This window comes from Dyadobacter luteus (assembly GCF_003383615.1).
Classification (GTDB): domain Bacteria; phylum Bacteroidota; class Bacteroidia; order Cytophagales; family Spirosomataceae; genus Dyadobacter; species Dyadobacter luteus.
Genome location: NZ_QNUL01000002.1, coordinates 210,973 through 234,277, shown reverse-complemented (window position 1 = coordinate 234,277; position 23,305 = coordinate 210,973). Strand labels below are relative to the sequence as shown.

Genomic DNA, 23,305 nt, shown 5'->3' with positions numbered 1-23,305 from the left:
GATGAATCTTAGAAAAGTTATTTCCATACTGATCGGATTTGGAACAATTGGATTGTTAAGTTCTGTCCTGGCCAGGTTGCAGGGGATGTTTTTCCCTTCATCTCTGCAAATATTTACTGATCCAAATCTGGCTTCAACAGGCCTTCAGTTTACGATCAAACTATTGTGCGTATTGGTCAGTTGCGTTTTAGGAGGGATGCTCACCACAGGCATTGGTGGCAGCATAAGGGAAAACCTGATCGTTGGTGGGCTGATCATATTGGTAACAGCCTGGCTTTGGATGTCGACAATACACCCCTTTATCTTTTGGCTGTCACTGGTTTCAGGGGTCTTGCCCGCTGTGCTTTTAGGGCGGAAGGTTATGTATACAATTCAAACCCGGGCGCCGGTACTACGTAAACGTAATTCCGGCGCGGACAGTTAAAAAATGATCAAGGTTGTCAGAGCAGGTTTTCCTGTGCCGCCTGATAAACGGTTCTCACCGACGGCTGAAAGCCTAAACTACGGGCCAGCGAAGTATCGGAATGAAGGTACCAAGGGTTTGTCAATGGCTCTGCGGATGAAGTCATCGGCTGACCCACCAGCTGTAATAGTTCATATAATGTAGTCGGGGCCTCATCCGCTATGTTTACCACTCTGCCATCCATAGTCCCCTGCAAAGCCATCATGACAGCCGTGTATATATCGCGGTGGTGGATTGTGCTCATGCGCATGGCCGGATGAAACCTGGCGGCCACTACGTGTCTGGGCAGCTCTTCCAGGTGGCCGTCACCATCTCCGTAAACAAAAGGGAAACGAAGAACTGACCAATTTAAACCGCTTTCCCCCAACTCCTTTTCAGCAGCAACTTTGCTGGCCGGATAGGCATGTTCAGGATTAAGCACGTCGTCTTCCCTACCAGGGTGAGGATTGGATATGTTGTATACATGGCTGGTACTTGCCAGTATAAAGCGGGCATGCGGCGCATGGCGCTTTACCGCATCAATGAGATTGCGCGTGCCTTCCAGGTTGCTTTTCCAGATCAGGTCCGTGTCAGGTGAACGAAACACAGCGGCCAGGTGAACGACGGCAACTGCATCCCTGACAGCTTCTTGCAGCGTTGCAGGTTCAAATAAGTCTCCCTCTACAGCCGTTACTCCGGCAGCGACCTCTTTGCCCCGCACCAATGCGAAACAATCGTACCCTGCTTCAAGAAGGCGTGGCAAAAGCCTTGAACCTACCAGACCGGTTGCACCGGTGACCAATATCTTACTAAATTGTTTGTCCATAATTAAATTTGTTTTGGACAAAGGTGTGGCTAATCTATCAGTAAGGCCCGGACAAATACCGCAGTTACAAGGACAAATCCTGATAGAATCCGGCTACCGTTTTACCGGTTACTTTTTTAAACAGACGAGAAAAATAGCCCGGGTCATTAAAGCCCAGCTCATAAGCCAGTTCCTTTACAGAGGTCTTGCGGTTATTATACATTCTGCGTCTTGCCTCTACGATCAGACGGTCGGTAATAAATTCCTTGGGTGAAACCCCGGAATGTTCTTTTACGACCCTGTACAGACTATCTGTGCTCAGGGCCAGTTTCTCCGCAATCTCGGTTATACTGGGCTGATCAGTAAGATGATCTTCCACAAACAGCTTGAACCCCACAAACTGATCAAGCCCCTGTGGCGCAGGTTTCTTATCTAATACAAAATAAGCGGCGTTGATTTCTGTAAGCAGGCTGTTTAGATAAGCCAGGATCAGTTCCGGATCATTGTCTGCAGTGCGCAGCAGGTCACTTAAAATCCTGAACGTGTTCGATAGCCTAAGCGCAGCGTCGGAAGGAAAACTGATTTTTTGCTGGCTCAAAGGGTTGAGCAAAAAAGGGAACTTTCTCGGCAATCGCGAAAGGCACTCATCGTCAAATCCCAGTTTATAATAGTCTGCGGTATGGAAACCCATACTTAATTGTCTGAGCTGATGAGGCAAAGCAAAAAAAAGCTCACGTTCGCCCACTTCGATCGTATCTCCGTCAATCACCTCCTTACTGCTGCCTTTCATTACGAAAAGAAAGAAATAATAAGGCAGCCGCCCGGCAACACCGTGCTGAGCGGCCGAATCCGGGGATACATGTCCGAACTCCGGAGAAACGATACGTATGGAGAGCTCGGTATTCTGGCTCAGATCTGCAGGGAAAGTGCTAATGGGCATGGTTTCTTACAATCATCATTGAATGAAAATAACAATTAGTCCCCGTTACTTATCTTCAGTGAGGTTGGAACCATTCCAAACTCCTTCTTAAAGGCAACAGAAAAATGGGACAGGGATTCAAAACCGAGCTCGAGATAAATATCCGAAGGCTTCCTGCCCTGATGCTGCACCAGGAAGTAAGCTTCCTGCAGACGCTTCCGCACCAACCAGCGGCCCGGCGGCTCGCTGAACACCGCGTTAAAATCCCGCTTAAATGCAGAAAGGCTGCGCCCGGTCAGCAAAGCTAACCGCTCCAGGCTGACATTGAACCGAAAATTCCGGTTCACATAAGCTTCCAGATTAATTTTTTCAGGCGTGTCAAAATTGAATAATATTCCGGCAAGCTCGGGTTGCAACCTGAGAAGGATGATCACAAGCTCCTCGTACTTGATATCTTCAAAGGCTGTGTCCAGTTCCATCACACCTATGGAATAAGGTTTTACCGACCTGACAAAGCTGTGGATCAATTCACTCTCACAGACCTTGACAATAGCATGTTCGGATGCAAACTTGACTGCGCTGCTTTGGTACTTTTGCCGGAACTGATTGAGAAACGCTTCATCAAAACAAAACAGTATCGGTTCAAAATCCTCCGTCGTACCGCTGAGCATAAATTTAACCAGATGGTTCCTGCGGGCAATACAACAGTCCCCTGAGCTGTAGGTGTAAATCTCGTTTCCGTCAAAGAAACTGACATTACCTTTTGCAATATATATGAAAAGGTGATCGGGTATGAACTGTTCTTTCAGTACATCAGGCTTTACCTGGCTTGTCAGCGTTCTCATCGATAGCGTATTTTGTGATGTCAGACCCGTTGCTCTTCGAAGGGATGTCCCAGATAGATCAGCAGCAATGGCATAATCAAAAACGGCACTTCTATCAGAGCAAACCTGTAGTTCCCTGCCTTCAGTGCGAATGCCATCATAACTACCAATTGAACGGCCCGCAGCGCATTTCCAAAAAAGAACGTTCTGGGCAGCAGTATCAGTAGGGCAGAAGTTATCGCCCAAAGGCCAAATACCGTCCGCGCCGCGTCCGTTATGCCCAGGGCTGACATCATATGGATATATTCCTCAGATGGTTTTCTGAATGCACGGCTTCCGTGGCTGACACCCAAATATAAGGAAATCAGAATCAACAGCCCGCTTATGACCTTCATATTACTCAGTTTTAAGAAGGTTATATTTTATTATAGCGTCGACAGAAGCCAGCACCGTTTCTTCCTGCGGAGCAACAGGACTCCAGCCTAGCACGGTCCTGGCTTTTTGATTGCTTACATTCCGGCTGATTTTGAGCAGCAGCATTGCTTCCCTGGCCTGCGTGCTGAATAATGCCCCTACCCTCAGTATCCAGGCCGGTAGCTTCCTTGTAACAACCAGCTGGGATGCACCTGGCCGTTCGGCCCTTAATAATGTGGCAATTTCAGGCAATGAAATTTGCCGGTCTGCACTGGCAATGAAGCGCTCACCTGCGGCTTCAGCAACGAGCATCGCCCGGATATGCAGGTCAGCTACGTCTCTGACGTCCACAACGTTCAATGGGATATTGGGCACCGCTTTCATAGATCCGTTCAGCAGGTTCTGAAGCAGATGAAAGCTGCCGGAAACGTGCGCATCCAGCGCCGGGCCCAAAATCGCAACGGCGTTGATGGTTACTAATTCCAGCTTACCCCCTTCCGTTCGTATAAAATCCCAGGCTGCTTTTTCGGCCAGTGTTTTTGACTTTTCGTAAACTGATAGCCCCTTTGCTGCTGTATCCGTCCAGTCCGCTTCCGTAGTTTCCCTGCTCTTATCGGTTTGTGTAAAGCCGACCGCACCGAAGTTGGAGGTCATTACTACCCGCCGGACACCCTCGCTCCGGGCAAACCTCAGGATACGCAAAATACCTTCCACGGCAGGCCGGATGGCCTGCTGCTCATCTTTTGGTTTCTCAAAAAATACCGGAGAGGCTACGCTCAGTACATACCTGCAACCTTTCATCGCCTGTTGCCAGTTATCGTCTTTGGTGAGTTCTGCTTCTACAAACGAGAGCTGGTCAATGGCCGTCACACCCTGAGATACCAGCATGCTTGTCAATCCTGTTTTACTTTCCAGTTTACGGACAGTGGCCCTGACCCGGTAGCCCTTTTGTAATAATTGCAGAATGATCTGCCGGGCTACAAAACCCGTTCCGCCCGTTACCAAAACGGTTGTTTTGTCTTCCATTTTTTTACGATTAAAATAGGATACAAAGGTCGTGGGGAAAAAAGAAGGGCTGGTTTTCTGAAAAGTCCAATTTGCTTTATTGAGCAGTCCAAACAGCCGGGTATACACCCTATGGGAAAGACGGGTTTTATATTATCTCAATAGCTTCGTTTGAACGATGCCGGGACCCAGGCAGCATTCCCGGGCACCAGCTTCGGACCTACGGGCCCGGCTTACGTACTGCTCTATGGTGCGCTGCCCTGTTTTTGCTGCATTATATCATCTCAATATCCCTTAGTCTTTTCTGCAAGCCGGAAGTCAAATTTTTCTTAGCTACTGATCCAATGGGTAAACGTAAAGGCGGATTAACGGATTCGGTACACTGAATGATCTGCATGGCAACCTGATCCACATCTTCCAGTTCCCCAAACCCGGATTCAATAAATTTCCGAATGCCGTTGACCGGTGTTTTTTCATAGGCCTCCATGGGCTCTGCGATGGTCAGGCTTTTTCCAAAATTCGTCCCGGTAGGGCCTGGCTCAGCAATGGTAAACCTGATGTTGAATGATGCAACGTCTTGCGCGGTAGCTTCTACGAAACCTTCTATCCCCCACTTGGAGGCATGGTAAAGGCTGAACCCGGGATAAGTGATCTGTCCGCCCTCCGAAGATACCTGAATGATATGCCCTCCATGGGGTTGTTTCCTTAAAAAAGGGATTAAGGTTTTTATCAGGATGATCGATCCTAGTAAATTTACTTCCAGTTGCTTTCTGATCACCGGAATATCTAATTCTTCTGCTGCTCCAAAGACACCTATTCCCGCATTGCTGACTGCGACATCAATCTGCCCGAATTTGTCACAGGCATTGGCGACAGCTCTTTGGATACTTTCAGGATCAGTCAGCTCTAAATAATCGGCATAGCATCTTTCAGGATACTGTTCTGATAATTCCTTTAATTGCTCAGGCCGTCTCAGTGTGGCAAAGACAGTATGTCCTGCCTTCAAAAGCTGCTCTGTTAAACTCCGTCCGATACCACTTGATGCGCCGGTAATAAACCATTTTTTGTTCATGCTGGTACTTGTTTGCTTAGACTGCAAATTTCGGACTATGAGGTCTCCGCAGGTAACGAGATATAAACCAATAGTGACAAAAATCAAACCTTTCTGCACATGGAAGGGGATATCCTCTCATGCTTTCGGAAAAAGGCAGAAAAGTGCGTCAGTTCCCGAAAGCCCAGCATGTGGGCAATCTGGGATATATCCAGATCACTGTACCTCAGCAATATCCTGGCTTGTTGCAGAAAACGTTCCTGGATAAGCTGCTTTGTTGAGCTGCCCATATTTTCTTTCAGTACGCGGTTGAGATAGTTGGGATGAACAGACAATGCCGCGGCAAAGTCAAAAGTGGTCTTCAAAATGATTCCATTGGGATTTATTGCCACATCAAACTGCTCTTCAAGCAAATCAAGGAATGCTTTAACAAGACGCGCAGAAGCTCTACCATGCTGAAACACATTGCCTTTTTGAGTATCCAGCTTTGAAGCAAAATGAAGAAGCTCGTATATTTTACTCCTGATTAAATCATACTTATGCTTATCATCGCTCTGGTAAGCAGCTTGCATCTCACTAAAAATACCATCTAACCGAAAAAACTGCTCTTCTTGTAATTCGAACACCTTTACTCCGTCCTGCTGGAAAACAGAGTAGGCTTGCAGAGAACCAAAGTGGTGAAAGAAGTCCGTGTTGAAAATACAGTACACGCCACTGTGTGCCCCATCACCGGGTATCCAGTTATAAGGGCTCAAAGGATTGGCGAAAAAAATAGCATATTTACTGACTTTATAGGTTTCTTCCGCAAAGTGAATGTCATAGGAGCCCCTGAGCAGGTTGATCTTATAAAACGATCTTCGATGATAAGGTATAGGCTGTAATGCACATGGGTCTTTTTCGTTGATCCGCAGCATATTAAAGTTGCCTGGACCGGACATGTGACTCACATTTGATTTTTCTAAAAAGTCATTGATACTGATAGTCTGCATAACCCAAACTTATAAAAAACAAACTATTTCCCAATTCACATTTTGCGCCCTCCTTAATGATACAGATAGCAGCGTCAGCATCAAGCCCGTCCGAGTAAGCTAACGGGCCCGACTCCGGATGCTTCAGGATAACCTCTAAAAAAATCCGTATAATGGATCTGGACATCATCTAAGGTCAGCCATATGCAGGTCACACCTTTGTGTGGCTAAAATATCGAAAATACTTTCTACGGATAGCCGATGAATAATTGCGACACACATCGGTTATCTGAATAACTTGCAAGTTCTGCCACAGGGTGTTCCGCCTACAAGCCACCTGCCGCGGCCTACGAAGTGACAACGTATTTTATCTTAAGGCGGCTATTTGTCAGTGAACTGCATTTTGTGGACCTTAGCCAGACATTATAACCTAAACATCCTGGTGTACGTAACGGCACAGCCCCAGTCAGCATTCGTTTCCGGGGACTATTCCATCCCCGGACCCCTTGGAACCCTTCCTGAATCCCAAGGTGCTTTTGGCACCGTGAGCTTCAGGAAGGTGAGTTTTTTTCTTTCTGCACATAAGATACACTCTTTCTTGTCTCGCAGGCACGTTTCCACTATCCCGTTAAGCCGGCAGTCTAATGATTTACAAGACAAAACCACATTGTAAATCCGCATACGATCCATTTCCTGATATTATTTATTCCTCTAAGGACTTGGGATTCTGTCCGGCAACCCTTATCTTTAGTTAACCAAAAATTATCAATCGTTATGGCAACAGATAGACAATTCTCTTTAGGCCTGAGCTACTTTGACATTATGGAGCTTTCGCCAGAAGACCTCCACAGGTTTTTGGCGCTGACACCCAGAGAAGAAATTATTGACTGGCTGCAATGGAATGATGCAGGTGGCATCTACAATGACAGAGATTCCATTAATGAATTTGGAGATATACTTTCATCAGAAGAAGCGATGGAAATCGTAAAGCGACAGATAGTTAACGTATGATCTAATATCAGGACAAGTGGAGGTGTTAAGATACAGAAGCCTCGCTCTGTTCAAAAGCTTGCAGGTCGGTAATTGGAAATGCAGTCCACAGGCAAATTCGTAAGTTCCGGAAACTATTATCAATTCCTTTCCGACCGGCCTTCCTGACCAGAACTAAATTTTGCTCTCACCGCATCTTCAACATATTCTGTCTGGTTTGGCTTCTGGCGAAGAATTTTAGAGCAGTATCGTAAACTAGTTACAAAGTCCATTGACTGATGTAATAATACACATATCCCTATACTTGAATAATTCTGGCCACATTCAATAAGACCCGCTTTTTTTGGGAAAGTTAATTCTTCCATACTATCCCCTTGGTCGGCTCAAGCAATGCATCCAACCTGCTGAATATCACCATTGGGAGAATTACATCCCTGTATTCTCCGCGCTTACGAACATCACGGAGACAGTCCTCTGCAATGGACCAGATAAACGAAACAAGCATATCGTGTACTGTATGCTTCATGAGTCTGATAAAATCTCGGAAGTTTACCTAATGTATTTCGTAAAAATAAGTATTTTTAAAGGTCGGCAATTAATAAATGATATTTACAAAAGGGGCGCAGCAAATGGAGTTCAAAAACCACTATAATTATTTTTCGAAACTAATACATTGTTGAGCACGAATCTCCAGATACTCTCATCGACATATTTTTCGAATGTATTTGACTTCAACGTCAGACAGGCTTATACTTTTAAAATGGTGGCCTCCGAAGTGCAGATAGACTATTGTAGTTGAAACTCCAATGAATGACATTTGAAATGTTAAGCTTCTCGTCCGTTGGTGTACTAAGATCTATCAGTTAAGTAAAGTTAATGATGCGATGTTGACAAATATTATTGAACGATTTGAAACTTACGAAGTAAAAAAAATATAAAATTAAAAGAGTAAAAATAGATAATTATGGATTTACAAGTAGTTGGAAAAACTAGAGATCTACGAACGAGTACAGATATAATTTATGGGCAAATTAACATTGATGACTACCTTAACTTAATCGGTGAGGATTATGATAAGTACGGTATTCAACGACGACGAGAAAAGCACAAGGCTTACAACAGGATGAAAAATGACATTAAAGCAGGTGCTTTGCTGCCAACTATTACGCTTGCTGTCAACAAAGGTGAGGTTGATCGTGTCTTGGATATTCTTAACAATCAAGGGGATGATGAATTGAAAAAAGTTTTAGAGACTCCTGGTATCTTCAGTATTCTGGATGGTTTGCAGAGAACATATATTCTACATGACATTAGAGAAGAAGGTCACGAGTTCAATAAGGATCAAAAATTACTCCTGGAATTTTGGGTCGAGAAAAATCCAAAGCATATTATTTACAGGCTTATTGTTCTTAATGCAGGACAAAAACCAATGTCGCTTCGCCATCAAATAGAGCTTCTCTTCATGACACTTGAGGAGCGAATTAAAGAGAGCATACCGGGACTGGAGATTTTTCGGGAAGCAGAGTCGAGAAGAAAAAGTAGAGCTGGACAATTCGTCTTTGAACGGTTGGTTGCTTCCTACCAAAGCTTTTTATGGAAAACTCAGGAGCTCAATAAAAGTAACATTGTAGCACAACAGCTAATGGAGGATTCAGTAACCGATTCAAGTGAGAGCGATTTAAATGATAGTTTCGAAAGGTACATTTTCTTTCTGGAATACTATACACAAATAGATACGTTAGCATACAAGTATTATTTGGCAAGCGAGGACGGTTCTAAAATTAATTGGCTTAGCCTAGAAAATGTTATGATTTCATTTTTTGCTGCCATCTCTGACTTTGGTGTTAGTAGAGAAAGAGAAAATAGAATAAGTAAAGCACTTAATAATCTTTTAGACCAATTGGCTTCAAAAATACAGGAAGACCCGTTGGGATTAGATATATACTACAAACTATTAAAAGGTTTTGAAATAAGAAAAATAAATGTAGGAGTCGCGACAAGAAAATTACTGTTTAATGGATTTAAAGAATTTTTTCGCGAGGAAGGTGAAAAAAAACTATCAGATTGTTGGACAGCAGAAGCTTAGTATATGAAAGAATTAGACTTCAAATCATCGTCGTTCCAAACCTTTGATAAGTTTGAGTATACAGTAACATCAATCGGTTTCATAAGAAAAAAAGTCGTAGTGAATCATCATGTGGCTCTAAAGGTATCCGTAGCAAGCAATATTTATCATGCCGATAATGAAATCGACCTATTGCTAGAAGACGGAACTAAAATCGGTTCTTTGTGCACTAAGCCTAGCAACAACCTGTTGGATAGGAGCAAACTTACTGAAAACAAATATATAGCATATTTGAGCGACGTCGATATCGATGTCTTTCTAGTTAAGGAACTAGTAATGAAATCCTCATACGCAGTTATTCATGAGGATTATCTAGATTTATATTACAATAAGTACTTTAAAACTGCATCAATTTGGGGAAACTATTCTCACGATACAAGACACAGTCTATCAAGTAAGCAATTGAATATTCCCTCTATCACCTTAATTCCGGATTTAAAGCATTCCTCTAATTTTCATAGGAGTAACTCTTTAAAAGCTTTGTTACAACCTTATTGTTTTGAGAGATTCTTAAAAAAATATCATCAGATCGAATTACTTTATGACCTGGAAGTAGTTGATCGAATTAAAGCATTGAAGAATGACTTGATCGGAATTGCAGGAATAATGTCTGACTTGGGTAGTAATGAATTGAACAGACTTAAATTGGTTCTCAAAGGTAGAATAACTGATTATTCAGCAATAGCAACCATTGCTTACAAGTCTACGGAATATTATGCAATTTCAGAAACTCTTTTTCATGTCTTTTCCAAAACTGGCGACCCCATGAAGAGTAATGAAGCGGAATTTGAAAGCTTTATGAAGCTACCTTCGTTTTCTGAGACAGATATTAGAACTCTTCGAAAAAAGATAACAACAACGACATACGAACATTTTATTATTGACTTGATTTCATATTGGATTTATCGTATCAGAAGCTCAATTGCCCATCAACGGATAGGCGAGTATATACTTACAGAAAACGAAGAAGATTTTATCCTAAATTTTGCTGAACCCTTAATAGATGAGGTTTTAATTCAGATTTATAAGAAGCAGTAATCTTAAAATAGGTTTCCGCGAATCTAGTGTTTAGCACTTCTGGTAAGTACCTTTTCTCAGACATTCACGACACTATTCAAAATGTTACCATTGTATCTACCCCATTTCTCATACAATCATTAGTTGTTGTATTTCTTTTTTATGGCCTCTCTTACTGTTTTTTCAAAAGACGCGGATTAAAATTTGTGTAATTCACCACCACTCTACTTTGGAGAACCCTGGAAAGTAAACCAGTCTTCTTCGTTATATAGCATCGAATGAAGAACTTGCTTTTGAAATGAAGATGTGGAATGGGAAATCTACAAAGTAACTTCTATTTCAGATATTCACCTCAACGTTTCATGCGCCATTGAATTAAACAAACACTATATCAGTTAGTTACATATTCAATATCATAAATAACTTTACTCAAATCACCGGCCTTTTCTGATTTAAGAAAATCGTCTATCCTTTTTGCAATGTGAAAAGATAGCAGAGGGGGGACGGCATTGCCTATCTGATTGTATTGGGATAAATTGTTTTGTGATTCTTTTCCAAGTCGCTTTAGGAGCTTCGCGGATATTTGTGTTCGCTTCCCCTTAAATATGTAATGATCAGGGAAGGATTGCAGTCTCGCTGCCTCCCTTGACGTTATGTTTCTTGGAATCGTAGGATGAATGAAGGTGGAATAAAATGACGCTGGAATTGTAAAGGATATCTGCTCGGCCTTCAAATGACGGTAATTCGAATGATATTTTGAACTGGATATCTCCCCATTTCCACTCCGTTTCCTTACCTGTAAGTTTTCTGGCAGATCTTCGAAAACTTCACCCGATTGCAAATATTTATAACGCTCGACGATGCGTTTTGTGTGAATCATTGAAACGTGATTATTTACAAACTGAGAATTGCCTCTTGCCCATGCTTGAAAGTCTGACAAGGGCGGTTGAGTATAATTCATCTGCTCACTGCCTTCACCCGCTAATATCCTTGGCAAATCGCTGATTGCTTCACCAACTGTCAAAGGTGTTAACAAAATTGTTTGTAGTTTTTTTTGCATTGCAGGCGTTCCATGTGTAGCAAGCGGACTTCCAATTTCTTTGTTGTAAATATTTCCAACTATAAATACTCTCTCTCTTGATTGTGGTACACCATAGTTTAATGCATTTAGTTTCCAGATTTCAATTAAGTAACCAAGTTCCTGAAACTTCCCCCTTATTATATCTATGACTGGGACACCTGATTCATTCTTACGCGTTAGCATTCCCGATACGTTTTCCATTACAAAAACTTGTGGTCGTAAAACCTCAACCCATCTCGCGTAGTTTACAAATAATGTATTTCTGGGATCTGCAGGATCTTTAGGGGGGCCAGCTTGACTGAATCCCTGACAAGGCGGCCCTCCGATAATAATATTGGGTTTGATACCGTCTGCAGCTTCTAAAATACTATCGGTGCAGTTTAAAAACCTAATATCTTTTTGAATAATCTTGTGACGATCGTTTAATTGGTTAGCTTTCAGAGTTTCAACCGCCCATGCATCCTTCTCCAAAGATAACCTAAGCTCTATACCTGCCATCTCAAATCCCAATCCAAATCCGCCAGCTCCAGCGAATAAGTCAAAGACTGTCCATTCCGGGTTTGCCATTACTTCTAAATACTGTATTAGTGTCTTCTACCAAATTGATTCAGTAAAGGTAGGGTAAAACCTATATATCTCAGCATAGCTTTTAATTTCGGATGAATTAATGAACTTTAAAGGTTTTGGTATTGCCTTCAACGATAGATCTTTGAAGTCATACGCTTCATGAATTTGAGAGTCAAGTAGCACAACCTCCTTTGTCGTAAGATTCGGTATTTTTATGTGGAATGCGTCTTTTTCAGGAGTACAATACGGAAGTTCGAAAAAGTTGGCACTATCAAAAGTATCAAGTTGATCCGCTGATACTATTATTCCACCAAATGTCAGCATAGCCGCCCCATCTTCATACTTGATGTTGTATAGCTGCTTAAAATAAAGATATTCAGTATCGTCTAATCCCAAATTTCTCGTATCAAGCGCGGATGATATTTCGTTCTCTAATATCCTAGCTATCAACTTTGGAAGACCATTGGGAGTCAAGTCTTTAGCCTCAATATCCGCAGGTATCTTATACCTACTTATTTGTTCTTCTAAAATTTTTAGCCTATGTTCGAATATCTCCTCCTTTCCAACACTCACATAGATTTCGTCATCATCACCCTCTTCCTGTTTCTCATCTTTGGCTATATTTATAATGCTTTCTGCTTGGACATTCAGAGTTGCCATTAGGACACTTCCAGGAGCCAGGTTTGAACAAGTAGTGCTAAGATCAGACAAGCAATCTGTGGAAAGTTTGCCATCATAATCCAGCCAGATAATTGACGGTCTATCTAACTCCAGTTTTGGTAATACGTTACTTGATGTGTCGAAGTGCATGTCAATACATGAAAAGGGCTTATTGAACTCCACCCTTGATTGTGCGTTGGCATCTTTTTCTATGCTAATCATTTTTTTTATTCCCAAATGCTTGTGAAATAAAACGAAATCAACAAAGTATATGGATCCAAATCCAATGTATTGGTAGTCTGAGATGTGATTAAACGCACTTAATTTTCTAAATGATTCAGTAATCATTTTTCTCTCCACCGTTTTGGCAGGCCTTAGTTTATAGTTTATTTTCCTGAAGCTCATATTAATTGTCAACCTCCATTTCCATGAAATATTTGAACGAGAACTCTCCAAGGGCTTTATTACTTGTTGTGTTCAAATGTCTTTTGCCTCTATCAGCATCAACTTTCGGGATTTTATAACTGATCGTTACGTCAGTAGGTTTCGGTACGGGCCTTAAAGGGGGGGATGGAGATTGGAAAATTTTTGTGGTATATTTTGCTAAGTTTGCCTGACTATCTAATATGGTTGCAACATTGACACGCTGAGTTCCTTCCATTTGCTTTTTCAAAAACATATCTTTCTCGGAAGTATCCCCCTCTCGCTCTTCTTTCATCTTATTCAAGAAGGTAATAACTGGCTTCATTATGTTGATCATTTTTTGCCGCGCCTGTTTGAAGACAGCCGAGTCATAGTCGACTCCATTTTTAGTAGTATTCCATGGCAGGAGTGATGCGTCATCAGCTTCAAAAAATACGTATCCTCTAAATCTCATATATTGCCCATGGTATTTAGGCCCTCCATCCGATGTGCCTCGCCCTCCAGTCCATCCAGTTATATGGGTTTGTTCTGGCCCCAAGACTAACCTGCCATTGCAAAATAGATACCAACCACCGTCTTCCAGTAATTCTTCCCCAACACCGGCTACAATTTTCACACTTACCAAACCATGCTTATACTCCTCAAAGGCTGGTTTGATGACTTCAGAGTAAGAAAACTCAAGAGTTCGTTTTTTTAAAGGGATGTTGTTAATTTTAATAGTCAATCCCTTGCTCAACGGATAAGTATTTTCCAATTCTAAATCTGCTTTTAAACTTGTAAGAAAAAGCGAATTGTTGAAGTCTGACTTTACATCTTTATTAAGCTTTTGGATTGTTATCTCAGTTCCTCGTGCTTGAAGGTTTTTTTTATTCTCGGTATAATCCTTTAACTTAAACTCCCACTCGCTAGTTTTTTGCCATTCTTCCACATCAACATCCAACTTGAAAGATGATTCTTCAGCATTAGATATTATAGAAAATTCCTTTCCTATTTTGAATAAAGATCTTTTCATGCCTATGCCAAATTGTCCAACCGATCCTTTTACGCCTGTAAACCCTGTTGGTCTCCCAAATCTAAATGCATAATTACGAGCTGTGTTTATATCGATACCTCCGCAGTTGTCTCTGATTTTAAATTTGGTGTCGTCGTAGTCGATGAAAATTTCGAACCCCGAATAGTTATCCGGAGAGAGCGCTCTCGCTCCATCCACACAGTTGTCAACCAAATCTCCAATGGCATCTTTTAATGAAAGGTCTCTGGTTAACATCGTTATGAAAAACTCCTTGGTAGGGTGGGCTTCAATCGTTGCTGGGTCGATATTCTCTTGCTTTCCGTTACTCATATTTTATCGGTATCTATATTCACTTACACCCCACTGTGAGGCACAGATGTAATTGTACAATATTTTATAAAATGAACAAAATATTTTTATTTAATGGTACGTAGCTACATACGACTCCGGCAGTAAAGGAGCTATTGTACATTTCAGAAATTGCACAATGGTATTTGTCCACAGTATTCGCAGGACTTCAATTCATATTCAAATGATAAAATCTTCATTATGACAACAGTATCACTATATGCAGTATCTGTTTTGACATTTGATTCCCAAAAGAGAATGAGCCGTGCATTGGTCTCTTATTCCTGGGTAACGCTTAGGTTTCCTTAAGGCAGAGAATTTTCTTGATATGAGTACTGACTTCAATACAGAGTGCGTTCAGTAACGCTAACCATATTTTATTGAGGTGTGAACTACAAAATCTTGGAGGGGTGTAGGCTCCATGTTTTAACTCGTTTCGAATTTAGACTAAAATATTTGGCTAGAAGTATCAATAAAATCAGATATTTCTAGGATTAGTTAGATATAACACCGGGTTAAACTCCCACGTACGACAACAAGTTTAAGCTTTGAAATCAGGTTTAAAAAACACGTATACCAAGCGATTCTCAGTAAAGGTTCCGTCTCTTCTTTTTAAAGGCCTCTTTTCTTTTTTTAGCTTTCCCTTCTCGGTCAGATACAGCAAAAGCTGACTTAAGTCCTTACTTTTATAGTTCCTTTTAGCTTCACTACATATCTGACGAATCTCCCAAATATACTTAGGTTCGTCAAACACCTTGGCCTTTATCAAACCGAATTCGATAAAATGTGAAGCTTTCCTTTCATCTTTCGTATTAACAAAAAATTCCAGTACATCTTTATTCTCTATATAGAACCTTGATAATTCTGTTGCTCTTCGGATACTCATAGGTATCTTGTGGTCAAGTTGTTGTATTTTCCATCCATCAAAATCCAACTTCTCTCCAATTTTCTCCGCAATGTTTCTTGTTAATTTCCTCTTACCATTTAAAATTGCGTACAAATGGCTTTCGGATATCTGAGTAAACTCGGAGAATCCGCTTAATTCTAATCCCAGAATTTCCATTATCAACCTAATACGGTCTGCTATTTGAGCACTGTATAGCAGTTTATCGCTTCTTTGCATGCACAAATGCACACAAAAAGTTGTCATAAAATTTATTCAATATTTTTATATTGAAGGACAACTTACTATCTTTACCACCTGATATTCTTAAATATACTATAAGGTATTGAGAGGTCTTGCGGTTACATTTCTGACGCCGTTAGCGCAAGGCAGCAAGCCAATACCCACAATTTCTAAGCTAGTGTGCTATATTTGCTGCTAGAGTAGATGTGGGGCTTGCTGTAAATCCGTGCTAACTTAAGGCGTCAGAAACCAAATGTAACCACGGTTGGCAGTCCCACATTTATTGCGTTCTCCACCAAAAGACTCCAGTAACAATTACATAATGTTTCATGCTCTCCTCCGGAGCCAAACCATTGTTACGCGTATGAGTAATCGTCTTGTCTTTAAATTGATCATCCGTAAGCCTCAGTAGGCTCGGCTCATCCTGCATTTTCGAATCTGATTGATCCAATAGCTGAATATTGGATCACGGGATCCGTATGCGATTTCCTCTGCAATCCTGATGGGTTTGCAGGGTGTAATTACATTATTTTCACTCCAATCTTTTTTGCAATGAACTCACGTTTTTGCTCACCAGGTAAGCTATTGCCTTATCTTTTCTATCTTTTACTCTCATTTATCCTGATGCTGTGCTGGCGGCCCGTGAAAGCGCAGACAGGCGCTGTCCGGCAGCTCGCTATCGGTGATACCCTGCCGGATATAACAGTCAGTAACGTTCTGAACTACAAAACACCGACGGTCAAACTTTCTGATTTTAAGGGGAAGCTGCTGATTATCGACTTCTGGGCTACCTGGTGTGGTGCATGCGTGTCGATGCTTCCGCGTCTGGATTCGCTTCAAAAGCAGTTTGATGATAAAATACAGATTCTTCCGGTGGCCTATCAGGATGCAAAGGCTGTCCAAACTTTTCTCAGCAAATACCAGGCGAAAACCACAAGACGTATAGTCTTACCGCAAGTAATTGCAGACAGCGTGCTTCACGAGCTGTTTCCACATAGGTACGTGCCGCATTATGTCTGGATCAGCAGTGAAGGTGTTGTGCTGACCTTCACAGGCATGGAAGAAATGAATGCTTCTACTATCAGGAAAGTGCTGGAAGGGAAAGCGGGTGATATCCGGCAGAAAAAAGACGAAAAAGGCATTGCCTACGATGTAAAAAAGCCGTTTCTGGTGGGCGGCAATGGTGGCGATGGTAAAGAATTAATTTACCACTCGGTACTGGCAAATTACACCGAAGGTCTTCTGAGCGCTGGATACTCTATTATAAAAGACAGCACCGAGCTTCGGATCGTGCTACGCAACACGCCGCTTTCCTCGATGTTCCGTGTGGCCTATGGGGGCAATGGATACCTGGGCAAAAACCGGATGATTCTGGAAGTAAACGATCCGGGCCGTCTACGCTCGGATCTGACCGGGCAAAAATACACCGACTGGAAAAAACAGGGTAACGCCTTTTGTTACGAGGTAAAAGTGCCGGCAGCAGTTGGTAAAGAGGCTTACACGATTATGCAGCAGGATTTTGCCCGGCTTTTTAGCCGATACAAAGCCAGCATGCAAAGGCGGAGCCGTACTTGTCTGGTACTGACAAGAACGGATTCGGTTGACCACATCCGCTCCAAAGGCGGCAGGCCGCTGATGGCCACTGAGTACGGTCAGTTCACACTCCAAAATAAAAAATTGCTGTTTCTGATCTCGCAGCTCAATGTGATCTCAATGCAGGATTCTCCTTATCCGGTCGTGGACGGAACGGGCTATACAGATCCTGTGGACCTGATACTGGATGCAGACCTTTCGGATATAGCAGATCTGAACAGGGCCTTAAAACCTTACGGGCTGACGCTGAATGAGAAGGTACGTGAAATTGATATGCTGGTGATTTCGGATAATCTTTAACCTGGACGGTGATGAAAAAAACGATACTACTCTCTATACTGCTTTCGGTCCTGACTGGTTATGTTTTCGCACAAAAAAGGATGGAAGGCACCGTGCTTTCGGCATCCGATGAGCAGCCGCTTGCCGGCGCTGTGGTCAGTGTGAAAGATAAACAGTCTGGAACGGTCTGTGATGAAAATGGTAAATTTTCACTGACGGTGCCCGATACCGCTGCTACCCTGGTTATCTCCTATATCGGCTATCTGACCCGGCAGGTAAAAGCCTCACGTAGTGGCCCGCTGACGATCGCTTTGGAGCCCAACCCCTCCGAGCTTAGCGAGGTGGTGGTCTCAACGGGTTACCAACAAATCCCGGCAGAAAGGGCGACAGGCTCGTTTGCTTTTGCTGACAATAAGCTTTTGAGCAGAAGGGTCAGCCCGGATGTGCTGACGAGGATCTCCGATGTCGTGCCGGGTGTGATTTTCAACAAGGGCAGAAGCAGTGCGCTGCGCATACGGGGGCAAAGCACGATATTTGCTCAGGCGGACCCACTGATCGTGATTGATAATTTTCCTTACGAAGGCGATATCAATTCGATCAACCCTAATGATATCGAAAGCATTACCGTATTAAAAGATGCCGCGGCCGCTTCGATCTGGGGAGCCAGGGCCGGTAACGGGGTGATTGTGATCACCACAAAAAAGGGCTCCTTTAAAAAGCCCGTGCAGCTATCCTTTAATAGCAATGTAACACTGGGGGCGTCGCCCGATCTGTACTACCAGCCGCTGATGTCGGGTGCGGAATACGCAGGTATTGAAACTAGCCTTTTTAAAACAGGGTATTTTAAAGCCGATGAAACCTCGGTAAACAAGGTGGCGCTCTCGCCAGTAGTCGAACTGCTGATCAAAAACAGGGACGGGCAGCTTTCAGACAGTGAGCTTACAAGCCAGATCGCGGCGCTATCGGCGCATGATTTCAGAAGAGATCTTAGCCGGTATGTCTACCGCAGAAGTGTGAACCAGCAGTATGCGCTGAGTCTGAGCTCAGGAACCGAGCACCAGAAGCTACTGGTATCGCTGGGTCATGACCGCAACCTGAACCCGCTGGTCGGAAACGCCTATCAGAGAACGTCTCTTCATGTCAATAACACGCTTCAGCTTCTGGAAAACAGACTGCGTATCACTGCCGGGCTGTACTACTCGAACAGCAGCCAGGATAATAATGGCACCGACCGCTTCATGCTCAACAATAATCTGATCTATCCGTATGCCCGGCTGGCGGATGAAGCCGGAAAACCACTGGCTCTACCCCGGGATGTGAGAAGCTCGGTGATTTCGCAGGCTTCGGCGCAGGGGCTTCTTCCATGGGAATATGTTCCCCTCGATGAGCTGGAGCTGGCAGATAACAGAAGCACACTGACCGATTACCGGCTGAATGCCGATGTGAGCTACCGGGTAGGACAGGCGCTGACGTTTCAGGGGCTCTACCAGTATGGGGTAGAAAACAATTCGAGCCGCAACATGCAAAGCCGGCAAAGCTATTTTGCCCGGGATTTTGTCAACCGGTTCACCCAGGTTAACGCCGATGGCAGTCTGACCCGGAACCTTCCCTATGGTGATATTCTGGATCAGGGCGAATCCGCAGCGCTCAGCCACAGTGCCCGTCTGCAGGGCAGCTACGCCAAAAGCTGGAAACAGCATCACCGTATTGATGCGATTGCGGGCTCAGAGATCCGGAGCCGTGCCCGAAAAGCAAACAGCACCCGGCATTATGGTTACAATGATGATTATGCCTCATTCATTCCGGTGGATTACGTGCGGCAGTTTCCAAATTATATCAACGGGTTTAACAGCGTAATCCCAAACATGGACAGCTTCTCTGAGACTTTTGACCGGTTTGTCTCATTTTATGGCAATGCCGCATACAGCTTTAAAAACCGCTATACACTTTCTGCCAGCGGAAGGCTGGATAAAAGCAATCTGTTTGGCGTGGCCACCAACCAGAAAGGGGTACCACTTTTCTCGGTTGGGAGTAGCTGGGAGATCAGCCAGGAGAAATTCTACCAGTGGAAAGCCATGCCGTATCTGAGGGTCCGGGCAACCGCGGGCTATAATGGCAACATCGATAAAACCGTCTCGGCTTACACGACTGCCCGGTCGGGGTATACTGATATTGAAAGCGGGCTTCCGTATGCGCAGATCGTAAACCCGCCGAATCCGAAGCTTCGCTGGGAAAAGATCCGGATGATCAATGTGGGTGTGGATTTTGCCAATATCAACCGCAGACTATCGGGCAGCGTGGAATACTTCTCCAAGAAAGGCATCGATCTGATCGGTTCGGCGCAGGTCCCGCCTTCGGTCGGGGTAAGCACGTTTAGGGGAAACAATGCCGCAACCAAAGGCAGCGGGTTTGACCTGGTATTAAACAGCCAGAATATTACCGGCGTCTTTCAGTGGGATACGCACCTTCTGGTAAGCCATGCCAAAGACCAGGTCAGCCACTATGACATCAAAGCCACTTCGCTGGCGTATACCCAGGGTGGCGATAACATGTCCTCGGGGGCGCTTCCGATGGAAGGCCGGCCCCTTATGGCGGTCTATGCCTACCGTTTTGAAGGACTAGACCCGGAGAAAGGTAATCCGGTCGGTTTTCTAAACGGAGCGCCGAGTCAGGCATACAGCAGCATTTTGAGCACCACAAAGCCAGAGGATCTGGTCTACTACGGGCCGGCGCGGCCTACACTGTTCGGTTCGGTCCGAAATCAGTTCAGCTACAGGGGCTTTTCGCTTTCAGCCATGTTGAATTTTAGGGCAGGATACTATTTCAGAAGAAATTCGATCCGATATGGTCTGAACTCCGGACTAGCTTCCCAACATGGGGACTATGGCATGCGCTGGCAGAAGCCGGGTGATGAAACCAGGACAAATGTCCCTTCAGTACCGCAAACGGGCCTTACAGCGCGGGATAATTTTTATCTTTTCTCTCAGGCGCTCGTGCAGAAAGCGGACCATATCCGGCTGAAAGACGTTCAGCTCTCCTATGATTTCACCAGGAGGCAGCTGGGCAAACTGCCCCTTCGAAGCTTGCAACTGTATGCGTACGGGGATAATCTGGGAGTTATCTGGAAGGCGGCAAAAACCAGCCTTGATCCCGACTACGCCTATGCGGTCTATGTGCCGCCGAGAACACTTTCAATAGGACTAAGAGCAGATTTTTAATCAAAAGACAGGATCAAAATGAAAAAACGATATTTAGCTATGCTGATGGCTTTGGTAAATCTGGGCTGCCAGGATTATCTGCAGCAAAAGCCCGATAAGGCGCTGGTGGTACCCACCTCACTGGCTGATATGAATGATCTTTTAAACAACAGCGCCTACATGAACGATGTGCCTGCACTGGGTGTGCTAGGAGGAGATGAATACTACATGCCCCAAAGCGGCCTGGATGCGCTGACCAACCAGATCGAAAGAAACACATATTTCTGGGCAAAGGATCTTTACGAGGGAACCACGTTTGCCCCGGACTGGACCACGCCTTACCGCCAGGTGTTTTATGCGAATGTGGTGCTCGAAGGTCTTGAAAAGATCACGCCTCAGCAAACGCAGCGGGCCGAATGGGACCGGCTGAAAGGCAGCGCGCTTTTTTTTAGGGCCTGGGCTTTTTATCATCTGGCGCAGGGGTTTGCAGCAGCTTACGATCAAGCGACGGCAGAAAAGCTTTTAGGCATTCCTTTGAAATTGCAGGCGGATATCAACACCAAAGCGCCCCGGGGTACGCTACAACAAACCTATGAGCGGATAAACCAGGACCTGGCACTGGCCACAAGGCTGCTGCCTGTCAAGACGGCCGTTCCCACGCAGCCGGCTAAACCGGCGGCTTACGGGCTACTGGCCCGGGTGCACCATTCGATGGAAGCGTATCCGGTAGCGGCGTTGTATGCAGATTCGGCTCTGGCGCTCAAAGATCAGCTGCTGGATTACGGCACGGTCGATTCTACTTTGGCGCGCCCGATGCCCAGATCGATTCTGAACGCAAATCCAGAGGTACTCTTCCAGGCGACGCTGGTCAAATACGGGTTTTTTAGTTCCAGTTTAATTTACCCGGACACGGTTCTTGCCCGCAGCTTTGAGGCCAACGATTTAAGAAGGTCCCTGTTTTTTCAGAAGGGTACCGGACGCTTCATTGGCACCTACACCGGGACGGCAGCATTGTTTGCAGGGCTTGCCACCGATGAGATGCTTCTGATCCGAAGTGAGTGTGCTGCCCGGTTGGGGCAGGAAAGCAAAGCTTTGGGTGATCTGAATAAACTACTGGTCACCCGTTACAAAAAAGGCACGTATAAGCCCGTCACGGAGACCAGGCCGCTGCAGCTTTTGGAGCTGATCCTATTGGAAAGAAGGAAGCAGCTTTTTTCAAGGGGCGTGCGCTGGACGGATCTCAGACGGCTCAACAAGGATCCCAGGTTTGCCAAAACGTTATACCGAAAACCTTCGGCCGAGCTTTTAGAGCTGTCTGCCAATGACAGCCGGTATGTTTTGAGTATCCCTGAGAATGAGATTCTGGGAGGTGGTATTGAACAGAATGTGAGATAGAAACAAAAAGTCCCCGGATTCGGGGACTTTTTGTTTTAAAATACGGGTAGCAATATGAAGCTAGTTTTGAACCAGCTGCCCTTCGGTAATATTGCCGGTAGGTTCACCATTTGCATCCAAGCCTTCGGCTGTACATTGACTATCACTTTGATTACAGCTGTATTGACCGGGTTGAGTGCCGATCTGCCTGCTACCCAGCGGCTGCCATTCGCCCGCTGAATCCTTGAAATACTGTGGAGCCATGCTGCGACTTGTAGTAGCGACAGCCATACCGCCAGCTAATACCAATGCAAAAGCGGGTAAATACTTAAATTTAAACACATTTTTCATAAGGCATTTGTGCTTCTTGGAAGCGTTTAAATATGAAATTGATTAATTGTTACCTACGCTTTTTCAGTAGAGTAGGCAATCCCTGGCAGAAAGAAACGGCCCTGGGCCATGTCTTTCCGGCTTCCGCTCACCTGCCACTTGCTGTCACCGCACCTCCCTTCTTATCTGCGTGAAACATGTATATACCTACCACCGATAGGATCAGAAAGAAAAAATTAAACACCAGGTGAGCACCAAACCCCATGTTCTTAATTACACCCCCGCAGCCGCAGGGAACCCTGTTAAAAACATTCAGATAAACCAGCCCTATGTATGCTGTAAAAACCACCATCATGATCAACGCCCCGTAAAGTCCTGCCAGTCTGGTTTTCTTAAAGATCAGAAGCTCTGTGACAATGAGTTCTGATATGGGGATCAGCCAGAGCAGCGGAACAACTGCCCACCCAGGCAGGACCTGGTTTCTGAGCTGTTTTTCAAACTGGCCAATATCCATCAGCTTGCTTAGTGCTGTGTAAAAAAACAGAATGACAAGCAGACAGACGGTCAGCTGCAAAACGGTGTGAGATCTTTTCATAGCTTTCAGATTGTGTTCCAAACAACTGATCACACACGTACACACGCCGTGTGATCATTACACAACAAAGCTATTCCGCCGCTTTGTGGCCGGCATGGCACGCAGCGGAGCAAATTTTTTCCGTTCCGGTATGCTCTGATTAAGAAAAAAAAGTCATGGG

21 protein-coding genes are annotated in these 23,305 nt (G+C 44.3%); 7 read left to right on the top strand and 14 right to left on the bottom strand.

Features of this window, described 5'->3' with window-relative positions; translation table 11 throughout:
• The first annotated feature begins 1 nt into the window (after position 1).
• Positions 2-424 (top strand): hypothetical protein, encoded by a 423-nt coding sequence (locus tag DSL64_RS03840; RefSeq protein ID WP_115829333.1) that lies wholly within the window; start codon positions 2-4, stop codon positions 422-424.
• A 16-nt stretch (positions 425-440) separates the two neighbouring features.
• On the opposite strand, the gene DSL64_RS03835 is transcribed toward DSL64_RS03840, so the two are convergent.
• From DSL64_RS03835 to DSL64_RS03805, 7 genes are all read right to left on the bottom strand, one after another.
• On the bottom strand, positions 441-1,268 hold the full coding sequence (locus DSL64_RS03835; protein ID WP_115829332.1) for an NAD-dependent epimerase/dehydratase family protein: 828 nt from the start codon (positions 1,266-1,268) through the stop codon (positions 441-443).
• A 64-nt stretch (positions 1,269-1,332) separates the two neighbouring features.
• Entirely contained in the window at positions 1,333-2,187 is an 855-nt protein-coding gene (locus tag DSL64_RS03830) for an AraC family transcriptional regulator (protein ID WP_115829331.1), read from the bottom strand.
• Between the two features lie 35 nt (positions 2,188-2,222).
• On the bottom strand, positions 2,223-3,011 hold the full coding sequence (locus tag DSL64_RS03825; RefSeq protein WP_115829330.1) for a helix-turn-helix domain-containing protein: 789 nt from the start codon (positions 3,009-3,011) through the stop codon (positions 2,223-2,225).
• A 20-nt stretch (positions 3,012-3,031) separates the two neighbouring features.
• On the bottom strand, positions 3,032-3,385 hold the full coding sequence (locus DSL64_RS03820; protein WP_115829329.1) for a hypothetical protein: 354 nt from the start codon (positions 3,383-3,385) through the stop codon (positions 3,032-3,034).
• A 1-nt stretch (position 3,386) separates the two neighbouring features.
• Positions 3,387-4,430, bottom strand: a complete 1,044-nt coding sequence (locus tag DSL64_RS03815; RefSeq protein ID WP_115829574.1) for an SDR family oxidoreductase — start codon at positions 4,428-4,430, stop codon at positions 3,387-3,389.
• A 253-nt stretch (positions 4,431-4,683) separates the two neighbouring features.
• Positions 4,684-5,481, bottom strand: coding sequence for an SDR family oxidoreductase (locus tag DSL64_RS03810; RefSeq protein WP_115829328.1), 798 nt, complete (start codon positions 5,479-5,481; stop codon positions 4,684-4,686).
• 83 nt (positions 5,482-5,564) lie between these two features.
• Entirely contained in the window at positions 5,565-6,449 is an 885-nt protein-coding gene (locus DSL64_RS03805) for a helix-turn-helix transcriptional regulator (RefSeq protein ID WP_115829327.1), read from the bottom strand.
• A gap of 753 nt (positions 6,450-7,202) precedes the next feature.
• Here DSL64_RS03805 and DSL64_RS03800 point away from each other — a divergent pair.
• Complete coding sequence (locus tag DSL64_RS03800) at positions 7,203-7,439, top strand: hypothetical protein (RefSeq protein WP_115829326.1); 237 nt, start codon at positions 7,203-7,205, stop codon at positions 7,437-7,439.
• A 331-nt stretch (positions 7,440-7,770) separates the two neighbouring features.
• Here the strand turns inward: DSL64_RS03800 and DSL64_RS03790 are convergent, their stop codons facing one another.
• A complete protein-coding gene (locus DSL64_RS03790; RefSeq protein WP_115829324.1) occupies positions 7,771-7,944 on the bottom strand; it encodes a type I restriction-modification system subunit M N-terminal domain-containing protein in 174 nt (57 codons plus the stop codon).
• A 438-nt stretch (positions 7,945-8,382) separates the two neighbouring features.
• Here DSL64_RS03790 and DSL64_RS03785 point away from each other — a divergent pair, with 438 nt between their 5' ends.
• Positions 8,383-9,504, top strand: a complete 1,122-nt coding sequence (locus DSL64_RS03785) for a hypothetical protein (RefSeq protein ID WP_115829323.1) — start codon at positions 8,383-8,385, stop codon at positions 9,502-9,504.
• 3 nt (positions 9,505-9,507) lie between these two features.
• Positions 9,508-10,581 (top strand): hypothetical protein, encoded by a 1,074-nt coding sequence (locus tag DSL64_RS03780; protein ID WP_115829322.1) that lies wholly within the window; start codon positions 9,508-9,510, stop codon positions 10,579-10,581.
• 370 nt (positions 10,582-10,951) lie between these two features.
• On the opposite strand, the gene DSL64_RS03775 is transcribed toward DSL64_RS03780, so the two are convergent.
• The 4 genes from DSL64_RS03775 to DSL64_RS03760 all read right to left on the bottom strand — a co-directional run bounded on the left by DSL64_RS03775 (position 10,952) and on the right by DSL64_RS03760 (position 15,774).
• Positions 10,952-12,208 (bottom strand): DNA cytosine methyltransferase, encoded by a 1,257-nt coding sequence (locus DSL64_RS03775; protein WP_115829321.1) that lies wholly within the window; start codon positions 12,206-12,208, stop codon positions 10,952-10,954.
• Positions 12,209-12,235: 27 nt separating this feature from the next.
• Entirely contained in the window at positions 12,236-13,273 is a 1,038-nt protein-coding gene (locus DSL64_RS03770) for an O-methyltransferase (protein ID WP_115829320.1), read from the bottom strand.
• A gap of 1 nt (position 13,274) precedes the next feature.
• A complete protein-coding gene (locus DSL64_RS03765; protein ID WP_115829319.1) occupies positions 13,275-14,633 on the bottom strand; it encodes an ATP-binding protein in 1,359 nt (452 codons plus the stop codon).
• Positions 14,634-15,192: 559 nt separating this feature from the next.
• Positions 15,193-15,774 carry a helix-turn-helix domain-containing protein gene (locus tag DSL64_RS03760; protein WP_115829318.1) on the bottom strand — a complete coding sequence of 194 codons (582 nt, stop codon included), beginning with the start codon at positions 15,772-15,774 and terminating at the stop codon, positions 15,193-15,195.
• 555 nt (positions 15,775-16,329) lie between these two features.
• On the opposite strand from DSL64_RS03760, the gene DSL64_RS03755 reads away from it, so the two are divergent.
• The 3 genes from DSL64_RS03755 to DSL64_RS03745 are packed head-to-tail and all read left to right on the top strand — an operon-like array spanning position 16,330 to position 22,241.
• Positions 16,330-17,670 carry a TlpA family protein disulfide reductase gene (locus DSL64_RS03755; protein WP_115829317.1) on the top strand — a complete coding sequence of 447 codons (1,341 nt, stop codon included), beginning with the start codon at positions 16,330-16,332 and terminating at the stop codon, positions 17,668-17,670.
• An 11-nt stretch (positions 17,671-17,681) separates the two neighbouring features.
• Entirely contained in the window at positions 17,682-20,867 is a 3,186-nt protein-coding gene (locus tag DSL64_RS03750; protein ID WP_115829316.1) for a SusC/RagA family TonB-linked outer membrane protein, read from the top strand.
• Between the two features lie 18 nt (positions 20,868-20,885).
• Complete coding sequence (locus DSL64_RS03745; RefSeq protein WP_115829315.1) at positions 20,886-22,241, top strand: RagB/SusD family nutrient uptake outer membrane protein; 1,356 nt, start codon at positions 20,886-20,888, stop codon at positions 22,239-22,241.
• 60 nt (positions 22,242-22,301) lie between these two features.
• On the opposite strand, the gene DSL64_RS03740 is transcribed toward DSL64_RS03745, so the two are convergent.
• Both DSL64_RS03740 and DSL64_RS03735 read right to left on the bottom strand, forming a co-directional pair.
• On the bottom strand, positions 22,302-22,571 hold the full coding sequence (locus DSL64_RS03740) for a DUF6520 family protein (RefSeq protein WP_115829314.1): 270 nt from the start codon (positions 22,569-22,571) through the stop codon (positions 22,302-22,304).
• Between the two features lie 127 nt (positions 22,572-22,698).
• Complete coding sequence (locus DSL64_RS03735) at positions 22,699-23,145, bottom strand: MauE/DoxX family redox-associated membrane protein (protein WP_115829573.1); 447 nt, start codon at positions 23,143-23,145, stop codon at positions 22,699-22,701.
• Positions 23,146-23,305: the final 160 nt, after the last annotated feature.

Bases quoted from the DNA above. Each gene is read 5' to 3' on its own strand.
- DSL64_RS03760 (WP_115829318.1), bottom strand. From the start codon at position 15,774: ATGCAAAGAAGCGATAAACTGCTATACAGTGCTCAAATAGCAGACCGT.
- DSL64_RS03755 (WP_115829317.1), top strand. From the start codon at position 16,330: ATGAACTCACGTTTTTGCTCACCAGGTAAGCTATTGCCTTATCTTTTC.
- DSL64_RS03735 (WP_115829573.1), bottom strand. From the start codon at position 23,145: ATGAAAAGATCTCACACCGTTTTGCAGCTGACCGTCTGTCTGCTTGTC.
- DSL64_RS03780 (WP_115829322.1), top strand. From the start codon at position 9,508: ATGAAAGAATTAGACTTCAAATCATCGTCGTTCCAAACCTTTGATAAG.
- DSL64_RS03825 (WP_115829330.1), bottom strand. From the start codon at position 3,011: ATGAGAACGCTGACAAGCCAGGTAAAGCCTGATGTACTGAAAGAACAG.
- DSL64_RS03770 (WP_115829320.1), bottom strand. From the start codon at position 13,273: ATGAGCTTCAGGAAAATAAACTATAAACTAAGGCCTGCCAAAACGGTG.
- DSL64_RS03740 (WP_115829314.1), bottom strand. From the start codon at position 22,571: ATGAAAAATGTGTTTAAATTTAAGTATTTACCCGCTTTTGCATTGGTA.
- DSL64_RS03800 (WP_115829326.1), top strand. From the start codon at position 7,203: ATGGCAACAGATAGACAATTCTCTTTAGGCCTGAGCTACTTTGACATT.
- DSL64_RS03820 (WP_115829329.1), bottom strand. From the start codon at position 3,385: ATGAAGGTCATAAGCGGGCTGTTGATTCTGATTTCCTTATATTTGGGT.
- DSL64_RS03840 (WP_115829333.1), top strand. From the start codon at position 2: ATGAATCTTAGAAAAGTTATTTCCATACTGATCGGATTTGGAACAATT.
- DSL64_RS03835 (WP_115829332.1), bottom strand. From the start codon at position 1,268: ATGGACAAACAATTTAGTAAGATATTGGTCACCGGTGCAACCGGTCTG.
- DSL64_RS03805 (WP_115829327.1), bottom strand. From the start codon at position 6,449: ATGCAGACTATCAGTATCAATGACTTTTTAGAAAAATCAAATGTGAGT.
- DSL64_RS03830 (WP_115829331.1), bottom strand. From the start codon at position 2,187: ATGCCCATTAGCACTTTCCCTGCAGATCTGAGCCAGAATACCGAGCTC.
- DSL64_RS03750 (WP_115829316.1), top strand. From the start codon at position 17,682: ATGAAAAAAACGATACTACTCTCTATACTGCTTTCGGTCCTGACTGGT.
- DSL64_RS03815 (WP_115829574.1), bottom strand. From the start codon at position 4,430: ATGGAAGACAAAACAACCGTTTTGGTAACGGGCGGAACGGGTTTTGTA.
- DSL64_RS03745 (WP_115829315.1), top strand. From the start codon at position 20,886: ATGAAAAAACGATATTTAGCTATGCTGATGGCTTTGGTAAATCTGGGC.
- DSL64_RS03790 (WP_115829324.1), bottom strand. From the start codon at position 7,944: ATGAAGCATACAGTACACGATATGCTTGTTTCGTTTATCTGGTCCATT.
- DSL64_RS03785 (WP_115829323.1), top strand. From the start codon at position 8,383: ATGGATTTACAAGTAGTTGGAAAAACTAGAGATCTACGAACGAGTACA.
- DSL64_RS03810 (WP_115829328.1), bottom strand. From the start codon at position 5,481: ATGAACAAAAAATGGTTTATTACCGGCGCATCAAGTGGTATCGGACGG.
- DSL64_RS03775 (WP_115829321.1), bottom strand. From the start codon at position 12,208: ATGGCAAACCCGGAATGGACAGTCTTTGACTTATTCGCTGGAGCTGGC.
- DSL64_RS03765 (WP_115829319.1), bottom strand. From the start codon at position 14,633: ATGAGTAACGGAAAGCAAGAGAATATCGACCCAGCAACGATTGAAGCC.